Origin of the sequence: Luteitalea pratensis (assembly GCF_001618865.1) — a bacterium.
Classification (GTDB): Bacteria; Acidobacteriota; Vicinamibacteria; order Vicinamibacterales; family Vicinamibacteraceae; genus Luteitalea; species Luteitalea pratensis.
In genome coordinates, this window is record NZ_CP015136.1 from 1,146,130 (window position 1) to 1,168,554 (window position 22,425).

Genomic DNA, 22,425 nt, shown 5'->3' on the forward strand with positions numbered 1-22,425 from the left:
TCCTCAATCGAAAGGACAGGGCTGAGAACTGCTCCTGTTCCTTTCGGCGTAGACTGTCGCGCAAACGGCTCACAACCGGCTCGAGGCCCCCGCAGCACGCCTGGGCCCCTTGCGCCGAGGCTCGTGGGCAGCTGCCATGTCTACATCCCCGTCGGATGTCACGCGACTGCTCCGCCTGTGGAGCGAAGGCGACGCCGACGCGCTCAATCGACTCGTGCCCTTGATGTACACCGAGCTCAGTCGTCTTGCGCGCCAGCGGCTGCGGCATGAGCCCTCGAACTGCGCGCTGGACACGACGGGGCTCGTCCACGACGCCTACATGAAGCTGATCGACGTGCGGCACGCGCAGTTCCGGGACCGTGGACATTTCCTGGCCATGGCGTCGCGGGTCATGCGGCGGGTACTCGTGGACCAGGCGCGGGCGCGACGCGCCGCCAAGCGCGGCGGCGCGGTGGAGGCCGTCGAACTGGACGAGTCGCTCTGGGTCTCGGAGGCACGGGCCGAAGCGTTGGACGCGCTCGACCAGGCGCTGGCGCGGCTCGAGGTCCTCGATCCGCGGCAGGGCCAGATCGTGGAACAGCGGTACTTCGGCGGGCTTTCTCTCGAGGAAACCGCAGAAGCCACGAGCGTGTCGCTGGCGACGGTCAAGCGGGAGCTGCGGTTCGCGCACGCCTGGCTTGCGGCGCAGCTCGGTGCACTGCCGGACGTGAACGGGAATGGCACGTGACGCGGTGGACGAAGCTCAAGGAAGCGTTCTGGACGGTCGTCGACCTCGACCCCGCCGACCGTGCGCACCGACTTGCGGAGCTGACCTCAACCGATCCCGAGCTGGCCGAGCAGCTTGACGCGTTGCTGGCGGCTGACGCGCGCGGAGAATCCCTCGACCATCTGTTCGAGGCAGAGCCCCAACCGTCTTCGCCGCAGTACCCGGCGCGCATCGGCCCCTACGACGTCCTCGGGGTTGTCGCCACGGGCGGGATGGGGCAGGTGTATCGCGCCCGCGACCCGCGGCTGCAGCGCGACGTCGCGATCAAGGTGCTGCCGAGCGGACTGACCGACGATCCCGACCGCCGGTCGCGGCTGGAGCGCGAGGCCCGCGTACTGGCGTCATTCAATCACTCGCACATCGCCCAGGTGTACGGTCTCGAAGATGCGGGCGGATCGATCGCGATCGTCATGGAACTCGTGAACGGGCCGACGCTTGCGAGCCTGATCGGACGTTACGAGACTGCGCCCCTGCCGTTGTCTCGCGTGCTGGCGATGGCACGGCAAATCGCCGACGGCCTCGACGCTGCGCACGAGAAGGGCATCATCCATCGCGACCTGAAGCCGGCCAACGTCGCAGTGACGGAGGAGGGCGACGTCAAGATCCTGGACTTCGGCGTCGCGAAGAGCCTCGATGGTCGCGGGCCGGCAACGGCCGACGCCCCGCTCGCCACCGACGCGGGCGTCGTGCTCGGCACGCCTGCCTACATGAGTCCCGAACAGGCGCGCGGGCTGCCCGTCGACCGGCGGACGGACGTCTGGGCCTTCGGCTGCCTGCTCTACGAGCTGCTCACCGGGCGTCAGCCCTTTGCCGGTGACACCCCGACCGATAGCCTGGCCGCCGTGCTCGGGCGGGAACCGGACATGACGATCCTGCCCGCGGCGACACCAGCCGGCGTCCGCACACTGCTACGCCATTGCCTCGAGAAGGAGGCGAGGAAGCGCCTGCGCGACATCGCGGATGCTCGGCTGGCGCTCGACGATGTCCTGAACCAGGGCAATGGTCTGGCTGCACCGGCCGCAGACCTCGCCTCGGTGCAAGCGAGCGGAGGCTGGCGTTGGCTGGTTGTGACTGGTCTCGGCACGCTCGCGGTCGCCGCGCTCGCCTTCGCGTCGTGGACCTCAGGTGCAAGTCGGTCGAGGGTGCCCGCGCGAGTGGTGGCATCGCTCGTGTTGCCGGACGGGATGAGCCTCGCGGGCACCGATCAGCAGTCACGGTCGGAGGCGCGATTCGCCTTGTCGCCGGATGGGCGCAAGCTCGCGATCGTCGCTTCTTCTGTGTCAGGCCGGCCTCAGATCTGGATTCGCGAGCTGGCGTCCGCAGTGCTGCGGCCCATCCCGGAGACCGAAGGTGGGTCGTTTCCGTTCTGGTCTCCCGATTCCGGGTCGATCGGGTTCGTCGCGCAGGACAAGCTCAGGACAATCAGGCTGTCTGACTACACGGCGGTGACGGTCAGCGCCGCCGCATTCCGCAGTGGCACGTGGAGCCGCGACGGCGTGATCCTGTTCACGCCGGCGAGCGCCTCGGCCATTCACGCGATATCGGCCGGCGGTGGCAAGTCGAGGGCCGTGACGAGGCTTGACCCGGGCTCCGGTGAGGTACAGCATGGTGAGCCCAGCTTCCTGCCGGACGGGGACCACTTCCTGTACTTCAGCATCGGGACCTCGTCGGGCGGCGCGCTCGATCGTCGCGGCATCTTTCTTGGCTCACTCGCGCGTCCCGATCAGCCGAGGTCGCTCCTGCCAGGAGTGACGCAGGCTCGCTACGCCAACGGTCACCTGGTGTTCGTGCAGGGCGGCACGTTGATGGCGCAGGCGTTCGACACGACGCCAATGGAGCTTCGCGGGGCGCCGTTCCCGATCGCCGAGGACGTCACGCCCTCAACCGGGGGAGCGACGGAGACCACTGCGGCCTTCAGCGTCTCGGAGAACGCCGTCCTCGTGTACCAGGCCGCCGTCAGGACACAGTCACGGATCGTGACGGTCGACCGCAACGGCACGCAGCTCGCAGTGATTGCGCCCCCAGGCGACTATGTCGACGTGGCCATCTCGCCCGACGGGGCGCGCGTGGCGATCAGTGAGCGAGACCCGGCACGGTCTTCGCGCGATCTCTGGGTCTACGACGTGGCCGGCAGCCGGCGGCAGCGGCTCACCTTTGACACGGGTGAGGAGTTCGCTCCCGTCTGGTCTCCGGACGGGACGCGCGTGCTCTACAGCGCGATGAGCAAGGGGTTGGTCGATCTGCACGTCAAGGGCGTCAGCGGCGGCGGCGACGCCGGGCCGATCCAGGTCGATGCGTTGGGATTCGGGCGATTCGCCGCGGACTGGTCTCGTGACGGACGCTTCATCATCTACATCGGCGGTGGGCGCGCCATCGCCCGAAGCGACCTGTGGATAGCGCCGCTGTCCAACCTACGCGGCGCGCGGGCGTTGCTCGAATCCGCGTTCATCGAAACCCACGGGCGATTCTCGCCCGCAGGAGGATGGTTCGCGTATGCCTCGAACGAAACGGGCCGACTCGAGGTCTATGCTGACAGATTCCCGTCGCGAGGCTTCAAGCACCTGATCTCGACGGGTGGCGGCGGCTGGCCGCGATGGTCTGGCGGAGGACGCGAGATCCTCTATCTCTCGCCCGACAATCGCCTGATGGCCGTGGACGTGCGCGCCGCGGGCAACCGCCTCGACGCCGGTGTCCCGCGGGCGCTGTTCGCGTTGGGTCCGCGGCCGCCGGCGCGGCTCGATGCGTACGCCTACGACGTGTTTCCTGACGGTCGACGATTCGTCGTCAACGCGATTGCGGAAGACACCGCTGCGACCACCGTCACCCTCGTGCTCGACTGGAACGCTGGGCGCTGAGGCGCCTGCACCCCGTCAGGGCGCCTCGACGTTCTCCACGACCCAATCATTCGCGCGCTGCAGCATCGTGAATCGCCAAGTCCCTTCGACGATCTGTGTGTCGTGATTGCCCACGCGGGGTCGATACCGCAGCGTGCCGCGGCAGAGGACGGTCGCCGTGTCTCCATTCATGGCGCCGCCGCACCGCGAGAGCGTGAGTCGCTGTTCACGAAGCGCGGTGAAGGTCGTGACGAGCGCCTGATGGTCCGCCGTCGGCCAGACCGCCTGCGTGGCGCTCGCGTCCATGCGGTTGTACGCCGCGGCGAAGCGGCCAACGGTGGCCAGGACCTCCGGAGGCGCGGCGCTCGGCGCGGGCGCGGCAGCCTGTCGACTCGTTGTCACAGTGGCAACGGACGCTCGCGTGGGGTGGCGTGCTGGCGGAACGGCCCGCCTTGAAGGCGCGACCGCCGCGGCGACCTGCACAGGTGGCGAGGCTGGCACGGGCGTGACATCGGTGGCGGCTTGCGGCGCCGCCGGGACGTCGCCGGTGGCCAGTTGCGGACCAGCCACCGCCGGCGTCGCCAACGGCGCGGTGACCATCGGAGGCGGCGCCGGCGAGGGCCGCTCTGCGGCGACCGGCGCGGGGCGTCCGTCCGGTCGCCACGCCACGCTGAAGGCGACCGACGCCATGACGCCGATCAGCGCCCCGGTCCCGAGGAGCGCCAGTCGCTCGACCCTGGTGCGTGTTTGCCCTGCGATCGGCGGCAACGACATTCGCACCGGTCGCTGCCCACCGCTCGGCGCGATCGCCAGGGACAACCGCAGAGGAGTAGCGTCGGCAGTCGGCCAGGAGGGCATCGAGGTCGACGTATGCTGCCCAACCGGCGCGGTGATGGTGGTCTGCAGCATTGGGGTCGTCGCAGGCGGCCTGGACGGCGGGAGCGAGGGCCGCGCCGCCGCAGTCGCCTCTTCGGACCCGATTGTCGGCTCTGTCGAGGTTTCGACCTGATCCTCCAGCGCCGGGGCTCGTGGCGCCTCGGGGGGCTGTGCGGGCTTCCGCACTACGGTGGAGGTCGCCTCGCTGGCAAACCGCGACGTGATCGGATCATCGACCCACGCGTCAGCCGCGTCGTCGGGCGGTGGGGTCGTCGGCATGCCCCTCCCGCGCTTCGGCAGCCACGCCCGGTACGAGGCCTGGCCCGGCGGCGTCATGTTCTTCCAGGCCAGCCTGCCGGCTGCGTCGCGCTCGAGTTCCAGTGTCTCGATGTCGTCGAGTTCGCCACGCGCAACCGGCCAGGGCAGGTCCGCATCGTCGGGCGCTCTGTTGCTACCCATGGTGAGTTCCAAGAGTATCTACCATCCGGGCCCCGAGAAACAGGGGTGGGCGCACGCCGCACCGGCCACTGTCCCCTCAGGTCTTTTTCGACCGTTTGCGCGCGTGGAACCTGCGGATCACTGCGGCAGGCGACCATTCCTCCTGCTCGAACGCCTGGCGATACTCGGCAGCTGAGCGTTCCAGGAACGCGTCGGTCCGCTTGTGGCGATCCCACTTGCCGATGCCCTTGCCGATCACGAAGCGGACCTGGCCGTCGGCGTCCAGGACGACGGTCGAGCCGCCCAGGTACCATCGGCGCTCCTTTTTCGCGCGCTGTGTCACTTCCGCAACGATGTGGAAGTCCAGGTCATCGTCAGGCGTGAGCCGCCGCAGCGTACGAATGGACTCGACGACGGGTTCGTCGTAGAGGACCCCACCGGAGCGTCCGGGAGGCACGAGGCCGAAATGCTTGTGGCGGTCGTCGCTGGTGACGTATCGCCCCAACGCGTTGGCTCGCTCGATCCTCTCCTCCTGGTCCGCGAACCAGCCTGGTTCGAACCGATGACGCAGGTCCGCGAAGCTCAAGCCCTGGATCGGCGGCAGTGGCCTCTCCGGGCCCTTCCAGAGCAGCGCCTCCTCCGACAGGTCCGGCACGCCAGGGACCGTGATGCCGTACCGGCGAAAGGCCATGACCAGGGCTTCGCGATACTGGTACGGATCGGCGGGTACCGTCACCCAGTCCGCGGTGACGAGCGCACGCAGGAACTCGCCGAACGTGATGTCCACCGGCGGGCAATAGTCGATCGCGCGGATGACGATGTTCAGGAACTGACCCGCCAGGTCGCGCGCGGCCGTCGTCAGCAGATCAATCAGGTGGTCGCGCGAACCTGGGGACTGCTCGGCAATCTTCCGGAGGGTCCTGGTCTTGCTCTTGAAGATCCGGCTCATGGCCTCGAACACGGCTGCGACCAGGACCGCGCCCAGATCGTGGTGCTCTTTCTTCGGGTTGTAGCGATCCTCCCTGGGCACCGGCGCATCGGCCGGTCCCTGGCGGTACAGGACCTCGCGGAGCGGGGCCCGCCCATCACCGTCCGTGCGTCCCCACTGCTTCGCCATGTCGGTGAGCAGCGGAGCGTCGAGTGTCTGGTCCTTCGACTCCTCGAGTCCACGCCGGACGACGTCCCTGTAGCGGAACCGCATGAGCAGGGCGACGAGATCGGCCAGCCCCTCGTGGAAGGCCGCCACGTCGGGATTGGACGGACGCATCAGGTGCGGCCGCATGCCGTCGAGCATGGCATGCGAGGTCTCGTGCGCGATCACGTCGTGCGAGAGGCAGGTGAAGACGTAAGCGCCGGGTTGCGTGGTCCCCAGCGACCTGGCGGTCGACTTCACGTAACCGAAGCAGAGCGCGGCCTCGTCGGGCTCGTAGTACGCGTTGTCCTCGTGGTCCCAGTGCGGGCGGATCTCGATGCGTCCTCGCTCGGTCTTGCGGAGGACGGCAGGGGAGAACTCCGGAAGACGGCCGAGCGCCATGCGAAAGCGCTCGTAGGTGGACATCGCGACCGCATAGGTCATCTGCTGCGCGAAGCGGGGATTCGTCGTGCTTGGGGCGAGTCCCTTGTCGACGGTGACGCGGAACTCATCGAGGTCGATGGGCGCCCACACGTCGCCCGTGGGCTTGTGGATATCCCGCACGACGAAGACGCTGCCGGTCGGTCCGGGCCCGACCGGTTCCCAGGGCAGCTCCATTTCGGCGATGGCCCCGTCGGCTTTCGACGTCCCCGGGTCCTGCGTGTAGACGCGCAGCACGCGCTGCACCGGATCGTCGAGCTTCCGCCGGTACGGCTCGGGCCTGGCGTTCTGCAGGAGTCCCGATCCGAGGTTGAACGGGGCCACGTCAACGTCCCAGGCGCTGACGCCAGTACGCCGCGCCCGCCTCGTGGATTTGCAGCCACCATTCCGCCATTGCGCGCTCGTCCTGGGGTACACCGGCACCTGGCGCCTTTCCCCCCGGAACGACGTCGGCCGCATCCACCACGCCGCCAGCGCCGCCTTTGCCGGCGAGCAGGGGGAGTTGATCGAGGCCTGCGGGCAACCGCATCAGCCGCGGCGTCTGCGGACGGCCGAGGCCGATGACCTGCGTCGCGACCTCGCTGCCGTAGTCCTCGTTGGTCTGGCGGCGCGACACCGCCGAGGCGAGCGCGGCGGCTGCGATGCGCGTGAAGTGGCCCTGGCCGCCGGACTCATACGCGAACTGGTTGTCGAGGCAGGCTGCGAAATGGATGAGGCCGGGCAGCGACTCCTCCGCGTTGGTCGGATCGGTTGCCGGTGCGCGGGCGCGGAAGCGCCGGTGCGCCTCCTCGACAGCCGGGGTCAGCTGGAGAAACCGTCGTCGCTCGTCGTTGCGAGGCACGCTGCGGTCCAACGGCGCGAAGCGGCTATTCGTGCCGGAATGACAGCAGTCCATGAGCAGGGTCAGCACGGCGCCGTCGGGCAGGCGGCGATACACGTCCGCGAGATCGTCATCCAGCAGCAGCGCGCCGCTGGTGTAGTCGATCGGCACCAGCGCCTCGTCATAGCGATCGCTTTCGTCGCCGTTCAGATCTTCGGCTTGCGTGCCATGGCCGGAATACTGAAAGACGAGCGAGTCCCCGGGCCTGGCCGCGCCGACGAGCGTGTTGAGGGCATCGATCATCCGTTGCCGCGTGGCGTCGCGGTCCAGCACGGTGGTGACGTCGAAACGCAGTCCACGCAGCGCATCCGCCCAGGTCTGCGCGTCACGGACGCAACCGGCAAGCGGGCTCGTGGGGTAGCTGTCGATGCCGATGCAGAGCGCGCGCCGCGCGCCAGCCGTGGCTCGCGAGGCGGGAGCAGGAGAGGTCACCGGCCAGGCCGCCCGTCCTGCGTCGAAACCGGCGCCCAGCGCCCGCGACGACGCCTTGTCGCACTTCGTGTCCTTGATCGGGAATGCCACCGTCGTCGGCAGCCCCGCAATCGTCTCGAGCACCGAACGCATTGTCGCGTCGTCATTGTCGAAGCAGCCGTGCATCCGTGAGTGCGTCGCCGGGTTGTGCGGCTTGCCTTTCGCGTGCGAGAACTCCAGGCGGTGCGCGCCGGTCGGCTTGAAGAGACCCGTGATGCCGGTGTCGGTGCGGAACCGCTCGTCGAGACCGAGGATGGCGGCCTTGTTCGTCTCCGGCTCGAAGGCATTGGACACGAGGTAGAGCAGCGACTTGCCGTAGACCGGGACGCCCAGCGGTTCGATGAGGTCGTCGTCCTTTTCGGCCTCTTCGTCCATCGTGTACATCTCGAATCGTGCGACCTTGCCGCTGGTGAGGTGGGGCACGACCATCTGTTTGAACAGATCGATGCGGACCGCCGGCGCGAGCAAGGCGAGGCTGTCGACCTGCATCGACGCATCGACCAGCGCCGGCACGAAGTGGCTGTGGAAGATCGCACCGGCGCTGTGGCCGACCGCGTGCAGTGTGATCGGCTTGCCGCCTGGTGGACTTGCGATCAGCGAGCGCAATGCCTGGGCGAAGATGCGCGCACCACCTGCCTCGCCGCCGCCTGCGTCAGTTGCGGACGACTTCAGGGCGTAGTCCTTCATGTCGTCCCAGAGGGGACGGGCGAGCGGGCGTGCGAAGCGTTCGAAGCGGCGGTCCCACCAGTCGCCGAGGCCGCGGCCGAGGCCGAGGCGGTTCTTGATCACCTCGAATGCGCCCGTCTCCCAAACGAAGTAGACCGGGTAGATGCCGTGACTCCGCCACCACGGGAACGCCGCGCGCGCGTAGTTCAGCGCCGACCGCTCATCGACCAGCCCGCCGTGGGCGTGCAGCATGAGGCGCGGTGAAGGGGTCGACTCGGCATAGCTCCTGATGCCCTCGATGATGTCGGCGATGGAGTGGTCGTCCATCTTGAACAGGCCGCGGCGCGAGAGCTTCCCCTGGCTCAGGTTGACGACGTGCGGACGCAGAACCAGCCATTCGTCCGCGTCCCGGCCGACGACAGCAGCCAGATCGTTTCGAGCGAAAGCACCGGCGCGGGTGGCCGCTTCGGCAGCGATGGCCCGAGCCGACGCACCGTCTTCAGGAATTTCCCGATCGTCGTAGCCGGCAGTGGGCTTGTCCACTGGCTCCGCAACATCGCGGCTGACGAGATACTCGAGCGGCAGCGGCAGCGGTGTGGCAACGCTCGCTTTCGCCTTGCTGCGGGCGCCACTCCCCCCCGTCGCACGCGCACCGCTGGCAGGGGCGGCACGCAGCGACGCCAGCGCCTTGTCGATCTCGGTGACCAGCTGTTTCTTGTCGACCCCCGTCCCGGGACAGGTCTTGGGTGAGCCCAGCTCCCGGTGGAAGTGGACGTCCTTGGTACCGAGACCGCACTGGTCGAGGATCCCGGCGACGACCGCACACACGGCGGCGCGTTGCTCTCCGTCGAGGATGTCCTGTCCCGTGTCGAAGTCGCCGACCATCTCGATCATGAACGGCCCGGCGTCCGGCTTGCCGTTCCTGCCCTTCTGACTGGCCGGGGGCAGGTTCCAGTTCCGGCCCGTCCACGAGATGCCGAACGGATCGATCGTGAGATGCTGCGCGATGTCGTCCCACCCCAGCCCGATGTGGTAGTCCCGCATCGCCTGTACCGAAGCAACGCCCCGGAACTGTGACCGGTTGGGCCGCCATGTGTGGTGCAGGTGGACAGCGGTGATCTTCCTGCCAAGACCTGGGCGGACGGAGGCGAGGAGCGAGAGAAACTGATCGGTGGTCAGGCGACGGATCTCTGGGCGCATCGGGACAGCCTCCGGCGATCTGGACGGACAGATATGACGTTGTGCCAGAAAGCATATGCGAACAGGTAGTCGGTACGCAGGGCGCGTCGTCGCCACGACCGACTACGTGACGTTGGTCGTCGTAATCGAATCTGACGCAGTCGTTGACTGCCGCTCCTGCCGCTGGGTGTCGTCCTTGGCCGCGAGCACTGAGCGTAGCTGCAGCAATTTGCCGAGCGCGCTGTACCAGAACGGCGCACCGAGGCTGAGCAACAACGCCGTGATCAGCATTCCGAGGATGCTCGACATCGAATAGCCACGCTGCCAATCCTCGAACGAGGACGGGAGCGAAACGATGCCGGCGACGTCGAGTGTCTGGCGCGACCACGCGCGGGCTGCAGACGCGGGCGTTTCCTTCGGGGCACCGGTCGCTCCCTCACCGGTGGACGGTTGTCCAGCGGCGGGGGCGCCGGGCTCATCCGCGCTCCCCGTTGCGGGAGCCGTCGCGGTTTCGGCAGGATCGGACGGCGTCGTGGCGTCGGTACCAGCGTCCTTCGCGTCGGGAGGGGACGCCGCCGTGCTCCCTTCCGAAGCTGGCGTGTTCGATTCGGGCGGCGGCACGGATTTGGCTCGTTCCACAAGAGCCGCTACCAGCTCTGGATCGGCAGCGAGGCGGTTGACCAGCGCTGGCGTGTCCACCTGCAGGCCGAAGGCGACCAGGAATGCGGCCACGAACGTCACGGCGCGTGTGGACGCCGTGAACCGCTGCGACGTCCGATCCATGCTCTGGTCGAACCAGCCGTTGATCTTGGCGACGAGATCGCTGGGTGCGGCCTGGAGTACGGCCAGCGTCTGGCGAGTCGCGTGCGACAGCTCTGGCGACTTCTGCTCGAGTTGAAGGGCCAGCATCCGGATCTGTGCGAGCTTCGCGTTCGGGTCGCCGATACCGTTGTTTGCGAGCGCCGTGTTCAGCGCGGCGACGACATCGGGCTTCAGTGACGTCCCCCTCGCGCCGGCGGCGAATGCCATGAGCAGTTTGGTGAACTCTTCACGGTGTATGACGTTACCGAGACGGCGCGCGGAGGTACCGACAACGCTCGAGCCGCTCACGAGGGGATGCCTGAGCACGGCGCCCGCGATGGCCCGGCTGTGCTCGGGACCGAGCGTCTCGTCCAGTTGCTGCAGCAGGTCCGTCAGGCCTTGTCGCAGGTGAGACCCGCGGCTGTTCACGATGCTCGTCAGCGCCTGTGTGATGACCGTCACGGCCATGCTGAGGGCGAGCAGCACGACCACGAGACCAATGAGTACGTCCAGAGACTCCAGCATCGCCACCTCGCGGAAGCCGGCGATCGCACCGGCTCGTCTATGAACGTCGAGCCCGCCATGGGCGTACAGGTCCTTGCGGCTGCCCCTGGTGCCGAAACCGTCGCCCGTCGGCCCAGCGGACGTGCGCGGACGTGTTTGGCACGCGTACCGAGAAGGTGACGCGCCACCTGCACGCCCGCCACCACACCTGTACGGTGAGCGTGCCGGGAGCGTCTTCCCAGAGAGGGTTTGGCCGCGACACGCGGCGGTACGATCCACGTCGCGCGCCGTCAAGGAGGTTCGCTTGGGTGACCGCAACCGACTGTTCATCAGCTACAGCCACCTCGACACCAAGTGGCTCGATGCCATCACCGAACAACTCGCCGTTCTTCAGGCAGAGGGGCTCGTCTCCATCTGCGACGATACGAAGCTGCAGGTCGGAGAGAACTGGTATGAGCAACTCAACGAGATCATGCTCGGCGCCAGGCTTGGACTGCTGCTGATCTCGGCTCCGTTCCTGAACTCGGAGTTTGTGCGCAAAGAGGAGGTCCCGCGTCTCTTCGATCAGCATGCAGCGGTCGGAATGAAGATCTACCCTCTCCTTGTCGAGCCGTGCCCCTGGAAGCGTGTCGAATGGCTCGCCAGGCTGCAGCTACGACCGCAAGACGCCAGACGGGAGGCCAAGCCGCTCTCGACGTTCCAGGGGGCGGCGAGGAAGCAGAAGATTGTCGACGTCGCGTACGAAATCGCCACCCTCGTCCAGCAATGACGTGGCTCGCTCCTCAACCAACCGGAGTTGCCCGGCTTCCTCGCGCTGGTGAGGTTCTCCACCGGCCGCAACGTGGCCTGATACGTCGCCCTCCTGAGGCCCTGCCCGCGCCTTCCCGTTTCGGGCCAGTTGAGGTGTCCGAAAGGTCACGTCGCGACGTCCTCTCCTGATGCGATCACCGCAGGGCCGTCCCGGCGGGTGTGTGCCTCTGGATGGTGAAGACGGCGCACGGGCTGACCACGCCCGGTCGCCTGGGAGCTTCGCGTGTCAACGTCCGGGCGACACCGGCCGCGTTCCGGCGGACGTGTGAGGAAGAACATGCCAAAGGCATTGCGCGTCAATGGAGTGCCCGACCTGAAGCCGGATGCGTCGCCGGGGACTTCGAGGTGGATGGCCCCCCTTGCCTTCAATGGCCGGCGCCGATAGCCGCCCGTTTCACAGCGATGTCACGCGCGGTCGAGGATGACGTACGGGATCACTGGCGCAGTCGGCCTGCCCCGGTGGGTCAAGACCTCGTCGCAACTGTGGCCGTGACTGCGGCGGGCGTGTCCGCGTGCAGGAAGCGGAGGACCGACGCCACGTATTCCGCCGGTGCCGTGGTCATGCCCTCATGAGCCTGGCCTGCCAGAGTCTCGACGCGAGCGTCAGGCAGCACCGCGGCCAGTGCGTCGGTGACGTAGAACTCGCGCGGGCTCTCTGAGCCGACCTGGAGCAGGACGGGCACGCGCAGGTTACCGAACCGAGCGGCATCGAAGTCGTAGGCGCCCAGGGCCCGGAGATCCTCGAGTGATGCTCGAGCGTCGGCGACGATCGGCGGCCAGTCGTCCGAGGCGCGCACCGCATCGAGGTCCTCGCTTGGGACGTGGAGCACATTGGCGAAGAACGCATACGCGAGCTGATCCCAGGCGCCGGCTCCCGCAAGGGCCTCGAGCGCCGCAAACGCATCCGGCTGGATCAAGTGCGGCCACGCGGGCTCGTAGAGCACGAGTTTCGTGACGCGGTGAGGCTCGCGCGCCGCGGCGACCAGGGCACAATGCGCGCCGTACGAATGGCCAACCAAGGCCACGGGTTCGCCGGCGGCGCGAATGACCGCGAGGACGTCCTGTGCTTCGTCCGCCAGAGAGTGGCCCAACGTCGCCTCGGTCGCGCCACGGCCACGCCTCGCCACCGCGTGGACGCTGGCGTATCGCCGCAACTCGGGTGCGACCCGTGCCCAGTTGCTGTCGTGGTCGCTGAACGCGCCGTGGACGAGCAACAGCGGTGGACCGCTGCCCTCGACGGTATACGACACCTTTGATCCTGTGGCTGTGGGAATGACCAGCATGGCACGCCTCCTCGCGATAAATGACCGTGTTGCGGTTGTCCGCGCCCGGTTCGACGAATGGTCGAGCCGGCCTGAGGTTCCGGATGCGCCGAGCTGGAATGGCGTTCGGCTGGCACCTCGGCGCCGTTCAATTCAAGGGCGTGAGTCCGCGCCTTCCGGTGTGAGGCGCGAGCGAGGGGGGCACGTGAGCGCGACCGTTGCGATTGCGCCGTTCGACAATCTGTCCGGCGATCCGGCGCAGGACTACTTCGCCCGCGGGTTCGTCGAGGATGTCGCCACCGAACTCTCGCGGTTCGGCACGCTCGAAGTCCTGCATCCGCGCGCGTTTGGCGCCGCTCCTCTCGACGCCGACTCGGCCCGCCCCGTTCCGGCCGCGCACATCGTCCACGGCAGCGTCCGCCGTACTGGCAGTTCGGTGCGAGTCAACGTGCAACTCGTCGAGGCGGCCAATGGACGGCAGCTCTGGGCCGATCGCTACGACGCTACCGCCGCCGACCTGCTCGCGGTGCAGGATGCGATCGCCGCCCGCATCGCCAGCACGCTGGCAGTCCGGATCAACGAGGCCCGGCTCGGCATCGCGCGGCGCGCGCCCCTCTCCAGCCTCGAGGCCTACGACTGCTGGCTACGCGGCCTCGAGCGCTTGCGCACCGGCAGCGTGGAGGCCGACGCCGAGGCTCGATGCTTCTTCGAGCGGGCGCTGCAGATCGATCCCGGCTATGCGCGAGCCTACGCAGGGATCTCGCTGACGCACTTCAACGAATGGAGCTGCCAGGCATGGGTCAAGTGGGACGAGAAGGAGCGCCTTGCGCACGAGTACGCACGGCGCGCGCTCGCGCTCGACGAGACCGACGCGGTTGTGCAGGTCGTGCTCGGGCGCATCCTGGTTTACCGGCGTCAGTACGACGAAGCCGCTCACCACGTCGAGCGCGCACTGCTGCTCAATCCCAATGACACCGACGTCCTCGTCCACGCGGGCCTGTGCCAGGCCTACCTTGGTGATCTCGAGGCCGCGCTCGAGACGGGCACCAAGGCGATGCGGCTCAACCCAGCGCATCCGACGTGGTACGCCGCGCCGGCCGGCCTCGCGCTGTTCCTGCTCGGTCGAGATCGTGAATGCCTGGAGCTGACGCCGCCGACCATGATGTTCGTGGACGTGCCCGCCTTCCTGGCCGCCTCTTGTGCGTTCACCGGGGACATGGAGTCCGCCCGTCGATACCTGCGCAGGTTTCTCGACGACTTCCAGGAGCGCATCGGCTTCGGACGCACCGCCGAACCGGGTGAGCCGCTGCGCTGGCTGCTGCACGTGAACCCGTTCAGGCGTCCCGAAGATGCCGAGCGTCTTGCGCGCGGCCTCGCACTCGCGGGACTCGAAGCCGATCCCGACGAGGGACGTCCCGAAGCCGTCGCGCGCCCACTCGCGCCCGACGCCTCACCGGCCACGTTGCGCCGCGATGGGCCGCTCTGGACGATGGGGTTCGGCGGTGTGTCGGTACGATTGACGCACCAGAAGGGCTTCCTGGATCTCGCGCAGCTCCTCGCGCGCCCGAGCATCGAACTGCACTGCCTGGAACTCGCCGATCGGCCCGCGGAACCCGCCGGTGATGCGCCCATGCTGGACGACCGCGCGCGCCGTGAGCTGAAGGCGCGCGTATGCGACCTTCAGCGCGAGATCGACGATGCCGATGCCGCCTGTGACCTCGGTCGAGCCGAAGCCGCTCGCGAAGAGCTCGATCGCATCGTCGAGCACCTGTCGGACGCCGTCGGCCTGGGAGGCCGCTCCCGGCACCTGGGCAGCGCCGCCGAGCGGGCGCGGTCGGCCGTGACCTGGCGTATTCGCAGCGCGATCCGGAAAGTGGCTGCCATGCATCCGCGACTCGGCCGGCACTTCGAGAACGCCGTACGCACGGGGACGTTCTGCGTGTACGAGCCGGAATCGCCGACTGCCTGGACCCTGTAGCCTATGCGTAGCCGTCGAGCTTGCTCGACGGGCAGCGTAGCGGCGGGACAAGTATCCATGACGCCAGCGCCACCGGCCCAAACGAATCTGGCAAGCGCTCTCGACATTCCGCATGGCCGCATTCCAGCATTGCGGTTCGCGGGCGCGCGGCGGGCGTGCCCGCGAGATTCGTTGGAGTCCCGCAGCTACGCACCTGAGGTTCGTGCCGTCCCGCCGATCAGCGCACCATCTTGCGCAGCACGAACGTCACGCGGAGGTTCACACCGCCCGTCGGGTTGAACCCGAGAAACGTCGTCCGCTGCTCGCCGATGAACCCGACGTAGTTGCCCGCACCGCCGGTGACGACGCGCGTGAGTGCGCCCGAGCCTTCCAGGCCCTCACTCGCCATCATCTCCTTACCCTGGCGGCCGAGGACGAAGAGCTGCGCCGTGTGGGCCCACCAGTCGGCCGCAGGAATGTCCGAGGCCGACACCAGGTGCGTGCCGCGGGATATCCAGACGCCGACGTGGCCGATTCGGTACGGATTGAAATCCGCCCCATCACCTTGAATGGTGCCGCCTGGGAACACGCGCCCCTCGGTGACGTAGAAGGCGCCCCGTTCGGGTTGCGTGTGTTCGGGCTTGACGAGCGTCGGCACGAACTTGCCGCCGAGATCCTCGGCGACATCAACAGTGATTTCGATGACGTCCCGGTCCTGGCTGGCCCCCTGCACCTGCGCGTGCGAGACGGTTGCTGCCGACAGCGCGAGGGCGAGCGCGGAGACCGCGAGCACGAACCTGCGGCGACGAACGCGGGTGACGAGAGAGGATGACGATGACATGGTGTTCCTCCTGGATGAATGAAGGCGAGCATCCTGCGCGCACGGGTGAACCCTCGTGCTCGCAGGCATCCAGTGGGCGTGAGGCGCGGCGTCACGATGGGAGGGACGGCGAGGCCGATCCTCCTTCCTCCCCTTCACGACAGGCGCGCGGCGACGGTGTGTCGGTAGGCCGAACGGCCGGATCCGAGGATGGCGATGACGGCGACCATGCCGCACACCGTGCAGATCGCCAGGGAATAGCGAACCGCGGACGGATTCGCGAAGACTCGGTCGGTGATCACGGCCACGCTGGTCGGGCCGACGACGCCCGCAAAGAGATTCACCACGAGCAGGTAGAGGGCCGTGCCCTGTCCCCTGAGGTGCGTGGGCAGCGCCTCGGCAACCGCCGCGTTCGCAGCGCCCCACGGCATGGCCGCGAAGATGTTCACGGGCACGAGCAGCCAGGCGGCCACCACGGAGGACGAAACGAGAGGGTATGCGCCGGCGGTGACGATCATGCCGAACGCCGCGATGATTGCGACCAGTAGTGGCGCGTCCGCGCGACCGCTGTAGACCCAACGGTCCGTGAGCCAGCCACCGGCGAGCGCGCCAAGTACGCCGAAGGTCATCGTCAGGAGGCCCTGCAGGGCGCCCGCTTCCGTGGCGGTCCACGCGTGCGTCCGGACGAAGAACGTGGCCAGCCACGCCGCGATGCCGTAGTTGACGGCAGACGAGCACGCGAATCCGAAGGCCAGCGTAGCCAGGGTGCGGCGATGGATGCGCACGTAGTCGAACACCTCGCGCGGCGACGCCGCAGCGGCGCGGGCTCCCCGCTGCGGTTCATGCATCGTCAGGGCCAGCGCCCCGACGACGAGGCCCGGCGCGCCCACGACCAGGAACACCACCTGCCAGGAGCGGATCGGCCCGAAGAAGGGAAGGGAGACGGTCATCCCCTCGGCCGACACGCCCGCCACGTACGCGCCAATCGCGTACGCGATGCCAGACCCGAGGAACGTGCCGAGTGCGAACACGCTCATGGCGCGGGCGCGGCTCTCACGCGGGAACACGTCACCGAGCAGCGACACGGCTGAGGGCCCGAGTGTCGCTTCGCCGACGCCGACTCCCATGCGGAGGACGAGCAACTGTCCGAAGGACTGCGCGAAGCCGCACAGTACGGTCATCCCGCTCCACAGGAGGGCGCCGGCTGCGACGATGCGTCGCCGGCTGTAGCGATCAACGAGCGCACCGACGGGCACGCCCAGCACGGAGTAGAAGAGGACGAAACTGAGGCCCATCAGCAACGACACCTGCGTGTCGCTGATCTGGAGGTCCCGCTTGATGGGCTCGACGAGAAGCGCGATCACCTGTCGGTCAACCAGGCCGCACACATTGGCGAGCGTGAGGACGGCGAGGGTGTACCAGGGCTGGCCGGTCAGGGACCGCGGGGGACGACCCACACGTGCACAGTAACGGTTTCCGTGCCTCAGCTCTCGAAGGCCGGTGACGATGCTGGTACACCGGAGGCGCGTCGTGCCGCTCTCGGATAGAGCCGCATCAGCAACGGCGTCGTCATGAAGGTCGTCACCAGCGCCATCACGACCAGCATCGAGAACAGGGCCGGCGAGATGATGCCGAGGTCGAGGCCCAGGTTCAGCACGACCAGTTCCATCAGCCCGCGCGTGTTCATCAGCACGCCGAGTCCGATGGCGTCGCGCGGCGGCAGGCCGGAGATCCACGCCGCCAGGGCCGACCCGAGCAGCTTGCCGATGATGGCCAGCGCCAGGATCAGGCCGCAGTAGAACCACATCTGTCCGCCGGACACGAGGCCGATCTGTGTGCGTAATCCGGTGAGGGCGAAGAAGATCGGCAGCAGCAGCGTCGTCGCCACGAGCTCGAACCGCGCCGTGACGGCCTCGACGAACGCCTCGTTCTTCGGCAGCATCACGCCGATGAAGAAGGCTCCGAACAGCAGGTGCAGTCCGAGCCACTCGGTGAACACCGACGCCACCATCACGATCGTGAGGAGGACCGCGACCGTGTCCTCGGAGAGCCTTCCGCGCCTGTTGTAGCTGGCCAGGAAGACGCCGAGTCCGAACCGGCGCAGGAGGGCGACCGCCGCGACGAACGCACCAAGGCCCGCGAGCATCCAGGGGACCGGGAGGGCATGTTCCGACACGCGCACCAGGGCGACGATCCCGGCCAGCAGGCACCACGCCGTGACATCGTCGACCGCGGCGCACGCGATCGCCACGGTGCCGATGCGCGTGTCCTGCAGCCGCCGCTCGCGCAGGATGCGGGCGAGCACGGGGAACGCGGTCACGCTCATGGCCGTGCCCATGAACAGGGCGAACTCGTTGAAGCGCACTTCTGCCGAGGAGAGCCGCGGGTAGAGGTACAACGCCAGCACGACGCCGAGCAGCATCGGCAGTGTGATGCTCGCGTGACTGGCAAGCACCGCGGTGTGCCCGAGGTGTCGCAGGCGCTTCAGGTCGAACTCGAGGCCGACCAGGAACATGAACAGCAGCAGGCCGAGCTGGCTGAGGGTATTCAGGTGCGCATGGTTGCCGGGCGGGAACAGGGCCTGCGAAAATGTCGGCGCCATCCAGCCGAGCAGCGACGGGCCGAGGGCGATGCCCATCGCCATCTCGCCGACCACCTGCGGTTGGCCGAGCCAGCGCGCCGCGACACCAGCCAGCCGGGCACAGGCGACGAGGACCGCCACCGAGAACAGGAGCGACGGGAGGCTGAAGCCGCCGTTCGCTGCGGCCCCGCGAAACGCGCCCGTGGCGGTCGCCGCTGGCGCCTGCAGCCAGGCGCCGACCTGCAGCGCGGCGAGCACGCCGATCACGGGAATCCCGACAAGCCCAGCGTATTCGATCACCACGCGCGAAACCTTGTTCACGGCCGTCGTCTCCGGGGTGTCATCCCGACACGATACACGCGTCAGCGTGAAGAAACTCTTCAAGAACCACCGGAAGCGAAGTGCCGCTGAGGTGCGCCTGTGTGTGGCCGAGATGGGTGACGACGTGCGTTCGCGCCAGGCGAGGGGACCGTCAGTCGTAAGTGTGTCCTATCGTGTTCGGGAGCCACGCGTGCGCCACGTCTTCGGGGCAGTGGCGAGCGAGGTTCTCTGGGGTCAGCCAGTTCAGGAGCACCGTCAGCGTGTTGTTGCGACGCGTGACGCGGTCGAGCCCGAGGAAGCGCTGGCCATCTGGCGTGACGCCGTACTGGTTCAGGTTCGGATTCGGATCGATGTTGGTCTCGAAGAGGGCGACAGGCTTCTGAATGACGAGTGCGTCGCCGATGCTGATCGCCACGCTCATCATCGACGAGTCCGGCGCAAGGTAGAACAGTTCCTTGCCGTCGGCTCGCCAGTGCGGTTGGACTCCGCCGGCGGTAGATACGCGGCGCCTGGTCGTGAAGTCCGGAAATCGGGCGACATAGATTTCCCACGCCCCTGATTCGTCGGAGTTGTAGGCGATCCAGCGGCCGTCCGGCGAGACGTGCGACTCATCCACGACGTAGGGACTCTTCATGAGCCGGCGCGGGGCGCGGTCCACTCCCACTGTCACTGTGGAGAAGCCCGGTTGTCCGGGTTGGCGCACTACCAGCGACCGTCCATCGGGAGTCCACCCGTCCACGACGAGTCGGCCGCCGTCAGGAAGTGATGCGGCCAGATCCTCGCGCCCGCTCGACACGTTCTTGACGTAGACAGCCTGGCCTCCCGTCCGGGTTGACGTGAACGCCAGGCGCGTGCCGTCTGGTGACCAGACGGCGTCAGTATCGGCAGCGGGATCTGTCGTCATTCTCGAGGTTACCTCGGTGGAGAGGTCGACCTCCCACACGTCCCTGTCCGCGGTCGTCTTCCATACGGCGACCCGTCGGCCATCGGCCGACAGCGCCATGCCACCGTGTTCGTCCCAGTCCGCAACCGTGCTCGACCGAAGGCCGGCTCTCGAAAACCAGGTGAGTCGTGTGGACAGGTTCTCGCTGGAACGGATCACGATCGTGCCGTCGCCCGATACCGAAAAGGATCGGACGCGATCGGCGAGCCGGGTCTGTGCCGCGACGAGCGCGGCAGTGCGCGGGTCGAACGCGCGGGCGAACAATTGCGCGTTCTCGACAAACAACAGTGACCCGCCACTCGGCCGGGCCTGCCTCCCGAAGCCATCGGCCACCTTGCGGGCTCCAGACCCATCCAGGGCGACCACGTGCAGGCTGTCGTCAGGAAAGGTGCCGAGGAGGAACGATTTCCCGTCTGCGAGGGATCGCGGGAGCACGTAGGCGTTCCCCGGCGGCGGAACCAGAGATGGCACCGGCTCCGGCGTGCCGCCGTCCGCAGACACCGTGTAGACCCCTGCGCCCTCTATCATCCCCGCCGGAATTTCCTTGCCAGCGGCGAAGATCACACGGTCGTCGGTCCATGTGCCTCCGAGGCGAATGGGAGCCGCTGTTGCGATGACTCGCGCCGCCCCACCGCTGACCGGGACCCGCTTGAGGTAGCCGCGGCTGAAAAAGCCAATCGAACGGCTGTCGGGTGCCCAGAACGGGTAGACCACATCCTCGTTTTCAAGCAGCACCCTCGATTCCTGAGACGTCAGGCTCCGAAGCACGAGTTGTCGTTGCCCCCTGACGGTTGCGCTAAAGGCGACCCACCGTCCGTCCGGCGAAATCTCCGGCATATCGAAGGCGATGCCCAATGAAAGGGCGGTGTCCTCCGGCAGCACCATCTCGAAACGGCGCGGCACCGCATCGTCGACGGCGATCGGCATCCGCCATAGCGTGAACGCAGCTGTCGCGAGCGCTGCGCCCAGCGCTATGCCGACAGGCAATGCCAAACGTCGCCGGATCCGCGAGGTCTCGGCGGGACGATCGACGCCGCTTGTGGCGTGGAGTTGCAGCCACTCCAGTTGCAGCTTGACGTCGTGGGCCGACTGCCAGCGGTCCTCGGGTCCCTTCGCGAGGCAGCGCTGGATGACAGCCGCGAGGGCGGGCGGCGTGGCGGGCACGGCCGCGGTCATCGGCGGCGGATCGGCCTGCAGGATCTGGGCGATCAGGCCGGCAGCCGTCGGCGCCGCGAACGCCTTGCGCCCCGTGATCATCTCGTAGAGCACGACGCCGAGCGCGAAGATGTCGGTGCGCGCATCGGTGGCGCGCCCATGCACCTGTTCGGGCGCCATGTACTGCAGGGTGCCGACGATCGTGCCTTCAGCCGTCGCGGGACCATCGTGGACCACCGTGGCGGTCAGCGGTGTGGCCACGGTCGGCACGGCAACCGGCTTGGCGAGCCCGAAGTCGAGTAACTTCACCCCCGACGCCGTCAGCATGATGTTGGCCGGCTTCAGGTCGCGATGGACGATGCCGTGGCGGTGCGCGGCGGCAAGGGCGTCGGCAATCTGGGCGCCGAGGTGGGCGGCCTGGCTGAAGGGCAGGGGACCGCGGGCGAGTCGCGCCGCGAGCGTCTCGCCCTCGAGTAACTCGAGGACCAGGTAATGAAGGGACTTCTGCTGGCCGACGTCATGCAGCGCACAGATGTGCGCGTGGTTCAGTGACGAGATGATCCGTGCTTCACGCTGGAATCGCGCCTGGTGCGCCGCGTCTGCCGCGACGTCTGGGGGCAGCACCTTGAGGGCGACCGAGCGCTCGAGGCGTGTGTCGCGCGCCTTGTACACCTCGCCCATACCGCCGGCGCCGAGGAACCGATCGATGGTGTACGGGCCGAGCCGCGTACCAACGGAAAGCTGCACTGTGCGGTCATCGTGTGCCAAGTGCCGCTTAGTGTCCAGCTACGCCTGTCGCCATCCTGTCGACGGCCCAGGGCCTTCCTCGATGGTGGAACGGCGCCGCTTCAGCGTTTACCAGCGGCGGTTCGCGCGGCGCGGCGCGGTCGACCTGTCGTGGCCAGCGCCGCAGCTGCCGCAAGCTTGTGCCTCGCCTGCCAGGGCGGCCCGATCGATTGGCCCATCGCGCGGAGGAAAACGTCGATATCCTCGCGGCCGAGCGCCGCCGCTGCGTCGAGAAATACCTGCTCGCGCTCGTACCAGTGCACGGACCAGCCGCGCGCCTCCGCTGCGCTCGCAAGGGCCTCGCGATACATGACGGAGTCGGCGACGGTTTGCGCACGATTGTCGGCGATCCGTTCCTCTGTCGTCGGCGGAAGCTCGGGGCACACGCGGATCGCGATGCTCGCAATCGGCACGGGGACTGCCGCGGCCAGCGCCTCGAGGCCCTCACGCGCGCCACGCGCGGCGGCCGCGCGCACGCGTTCGACGAGCGCTACGGCCTGCGCGAGCGACAGCGATCGCGCTCCCGGTGTGTTGAGGTACCGGCCCACCGCCCATGACCCTTCGTGGTGATGAGGATGCGTTGGCAGGCCGTGCCCCGTGAGATCAACGCGCCGGCGATCGAGCAGCTGACCGTCGGGCGCGATCGTGACGAGCACCGCCGAGTTGCCGTGCTCGGCGACTCCGACAGTTGCGGCCCGCTGCGTTCGCGCTCTCGCCATGTCTTGTCTCGTCGGAATCTCGCTGCGGAGGTGGAGCGCAACTCCGCGCGTATTGTTCATCGCTCGCGCCGAAGGACCCTGGG

Annotated in this window: 14 protein-coding genes; 4 read left to right on the forward strand and 10 right to left on the reverse strand. The window is 68.0% G+C overall.

All coding sequences use genetic code 11. The annotated features are described in order from the left end of the window. Positions 1–136: 136 nt before the first annotated feature. On the forward strand, positions 137–727 hold the full coding sequence (locus LuPra_RS04830; protein WP_110169704.1) for an ECF-type sigma factor: 591 nt from the start codon (positions 137–139) through the stop codon (positions 725–727). Beyond that, a complete protein-coding gene (locus LuPra_RS04835; RefSeq protein ID WP_110169705.1) occupies positions 724–3,621 on the forward strand; it encodes a protein kinase domain-containing protein in 2,898 nt (965 codons plus the stop codon). The genes LuPra_RS04830 and LuPra_RS04835 overlap by 4 nt, the downstream gene beginning before the upstream one ends. Positions 3,622–3,636: 15 nt before the next feature. On the opposite strand, the gene LuPra_RS04840 is transcribed toward LuPra_RS04835, so the two are convergent. The 4 genes from LuPra_RS04840 to LuPra_RS04855 form a co-directional block, all read right to left on the reverse strand. Then, entirely contained in the window at positions 3,637–4,935 is a 1,299-nt protein-coding gene (locus LuPra_RS04840; RefSeq protein WP_110169706.1) for a hypothetical protein, read from the reverse strand. A gap of 76 nt (positions 4,936–5,011) precedes the next feature. After that, the gene (locus LuPra_RS04845) at positions 5,012–6,811 is read right to left on the reverse strand and encodes a gluzincin family metallopeptidase (protein ID WP_110169707.1); all 1,800 of its coding nucleotides are present in this window, start codon (positions 6,809–6,811) and stop codon (positions 5,012–5,014) included. Position 6,812: 1 nt separating this feature from the next. Then, positions 6,813–9,704 carry a caspase family protein gene (locus tag LuPra_RS04850; RefSeq protein WP_110169708.1) on the reverse strand — a complete coding sequence of 964 codons (2,892 nt, stop codon included), beginning with the start codon at positions 9,702–9,704 and terminating at the stop codon, positions 6,813–6,815. Between the two features lie 102 nt (positions 9,705–9,806). Continuing rightward, positions 9,807–11,009 carry a hypothetical protein gene (locus tag LuPra_RS04855; RefSeq protein ID WP_110169709.1) on the reverse strand — a complete coding sequence of 401 codons (1,203 nt, stop codon included), beginning with the start codon at positions 11,007–11,009 and terminating at the stop codon, positions 9,807–9,809. Positions 11,010–11,292: 283 nt separating this feature from the next. Between LuPra_RS04855 and LuPra_RS04860 the strand changes: the two genes are divergently transcribed. Continuing rightward, positions 11,293–11,757: a toll/interleukin-1 receptor domain-containing protein gene (locus LuPra_RS04860; RefSeq protein ID WP_157898749.1), complete on the forward strand. Its 465-nt coding sequence runs from the start codon at positions 11,293–11,295 to the stop codon at positions 11,755–11,757. 505 nt (positions 11,758–12,262) lie between these two features. Here LuPra_RS04860 and LuPra_RS04865 read toward each other — a convergent pair. Then, positions 12,263–13,081 (reverse strand): alpha/beta fold hydrolase, encoded by an 819-nt coding sequence (locus LuPra_RS04865; RefSeq protein ID WP_110169711.1) that lies wholly within the window; start codon positions 13,079–13,081, stop codon positions 12,263–12,265. Positions 13,082–13,265: 184 nt separating this feature from the next. Here LuPra_RS04865 and LuPra_RS04870 point away from each other — a divergent pair, with 184 nt between their 5' ends. After that, positions 13,266–15,038: a tetratricopeptide repeat protein gene (locus tag LuPra_RS04870; RefSeq protein ID WP_110169712.1), complete on the forward strand. Its 1,773-nt coding sequence runs from the start codon at positions 13,266–13,268 to the stop codon at positions 15,036–15,038. A gap of 217 nt (positions 15,039–15,255) precedes the next feature. Here the strand turns inward: LuPra_RS04870 and LuPra_RS04875 are convergent, their stop codons facing one another. From LuPra_RS04875 to LuPra_RS32790, 5 genes are all read right to left on the reverse strand, one after another. Then, on the reverse strand, positions 15,256–15,858 hold the full coding sequence (locus LuPra_RS04875; RefSeq protein ID WP_110169713.1) for a hypothetical protein: 603 nt from the start codon (positions 15,856–15,858) through the stop codon (positions 15,256–15,258). Between the two features lie 134 nt (positions 15,859–15,992). Then, positions 15,993–17,294 (reverse strand): spinster family MFS transporter, encoded by a 1,302-nt coding sequence (locus LuPra_RS04880; protein ID WP_157898750.1) that lies wholly within the window; start codon positions 17,292–17,294, stop codon positions 15,993–15,995. A gap of 26 nt (positions 17,295–17,320) precedes the next feature. Then, positions 17,321–18,739: a cation:proton antiporter domain-containing protein gene (locus tag LuPra_RS04885; RefSeq protein ID WP_157898751.1), complete on the reverse strand. Its 1,419-nt coding sequence runs from the start codon at positions 18,737–18,739 to the stop codon at positions 17,321–17,323. Between the two features lie 151 nt (positions 18,740–18,890). Next, positions 18,891–21,584, reverse strand: a complete 2,694-nt coding sequence (locus tag LuPra_RS04890) for a protein kinase domain-containing protein (RefSeq protein ID WP_110169716.1) — start codon at positions 21,582–21,584, stop codon at positions 18,891–18,893. Positions 21,585–21,685: 101 nt separating this feature from the next. Continuing rightward, entirely contained in the window at positions 21,686–22,342 is a 657-nt protein-coding gene (locus LuPra_RS32790; RefSeq protein ID WP_201792176.1) for a hypothetical protein, read from the reverse strand. Between the last annotated feature and the right edge of the window lie 83 nt (positions 22,343–22,425).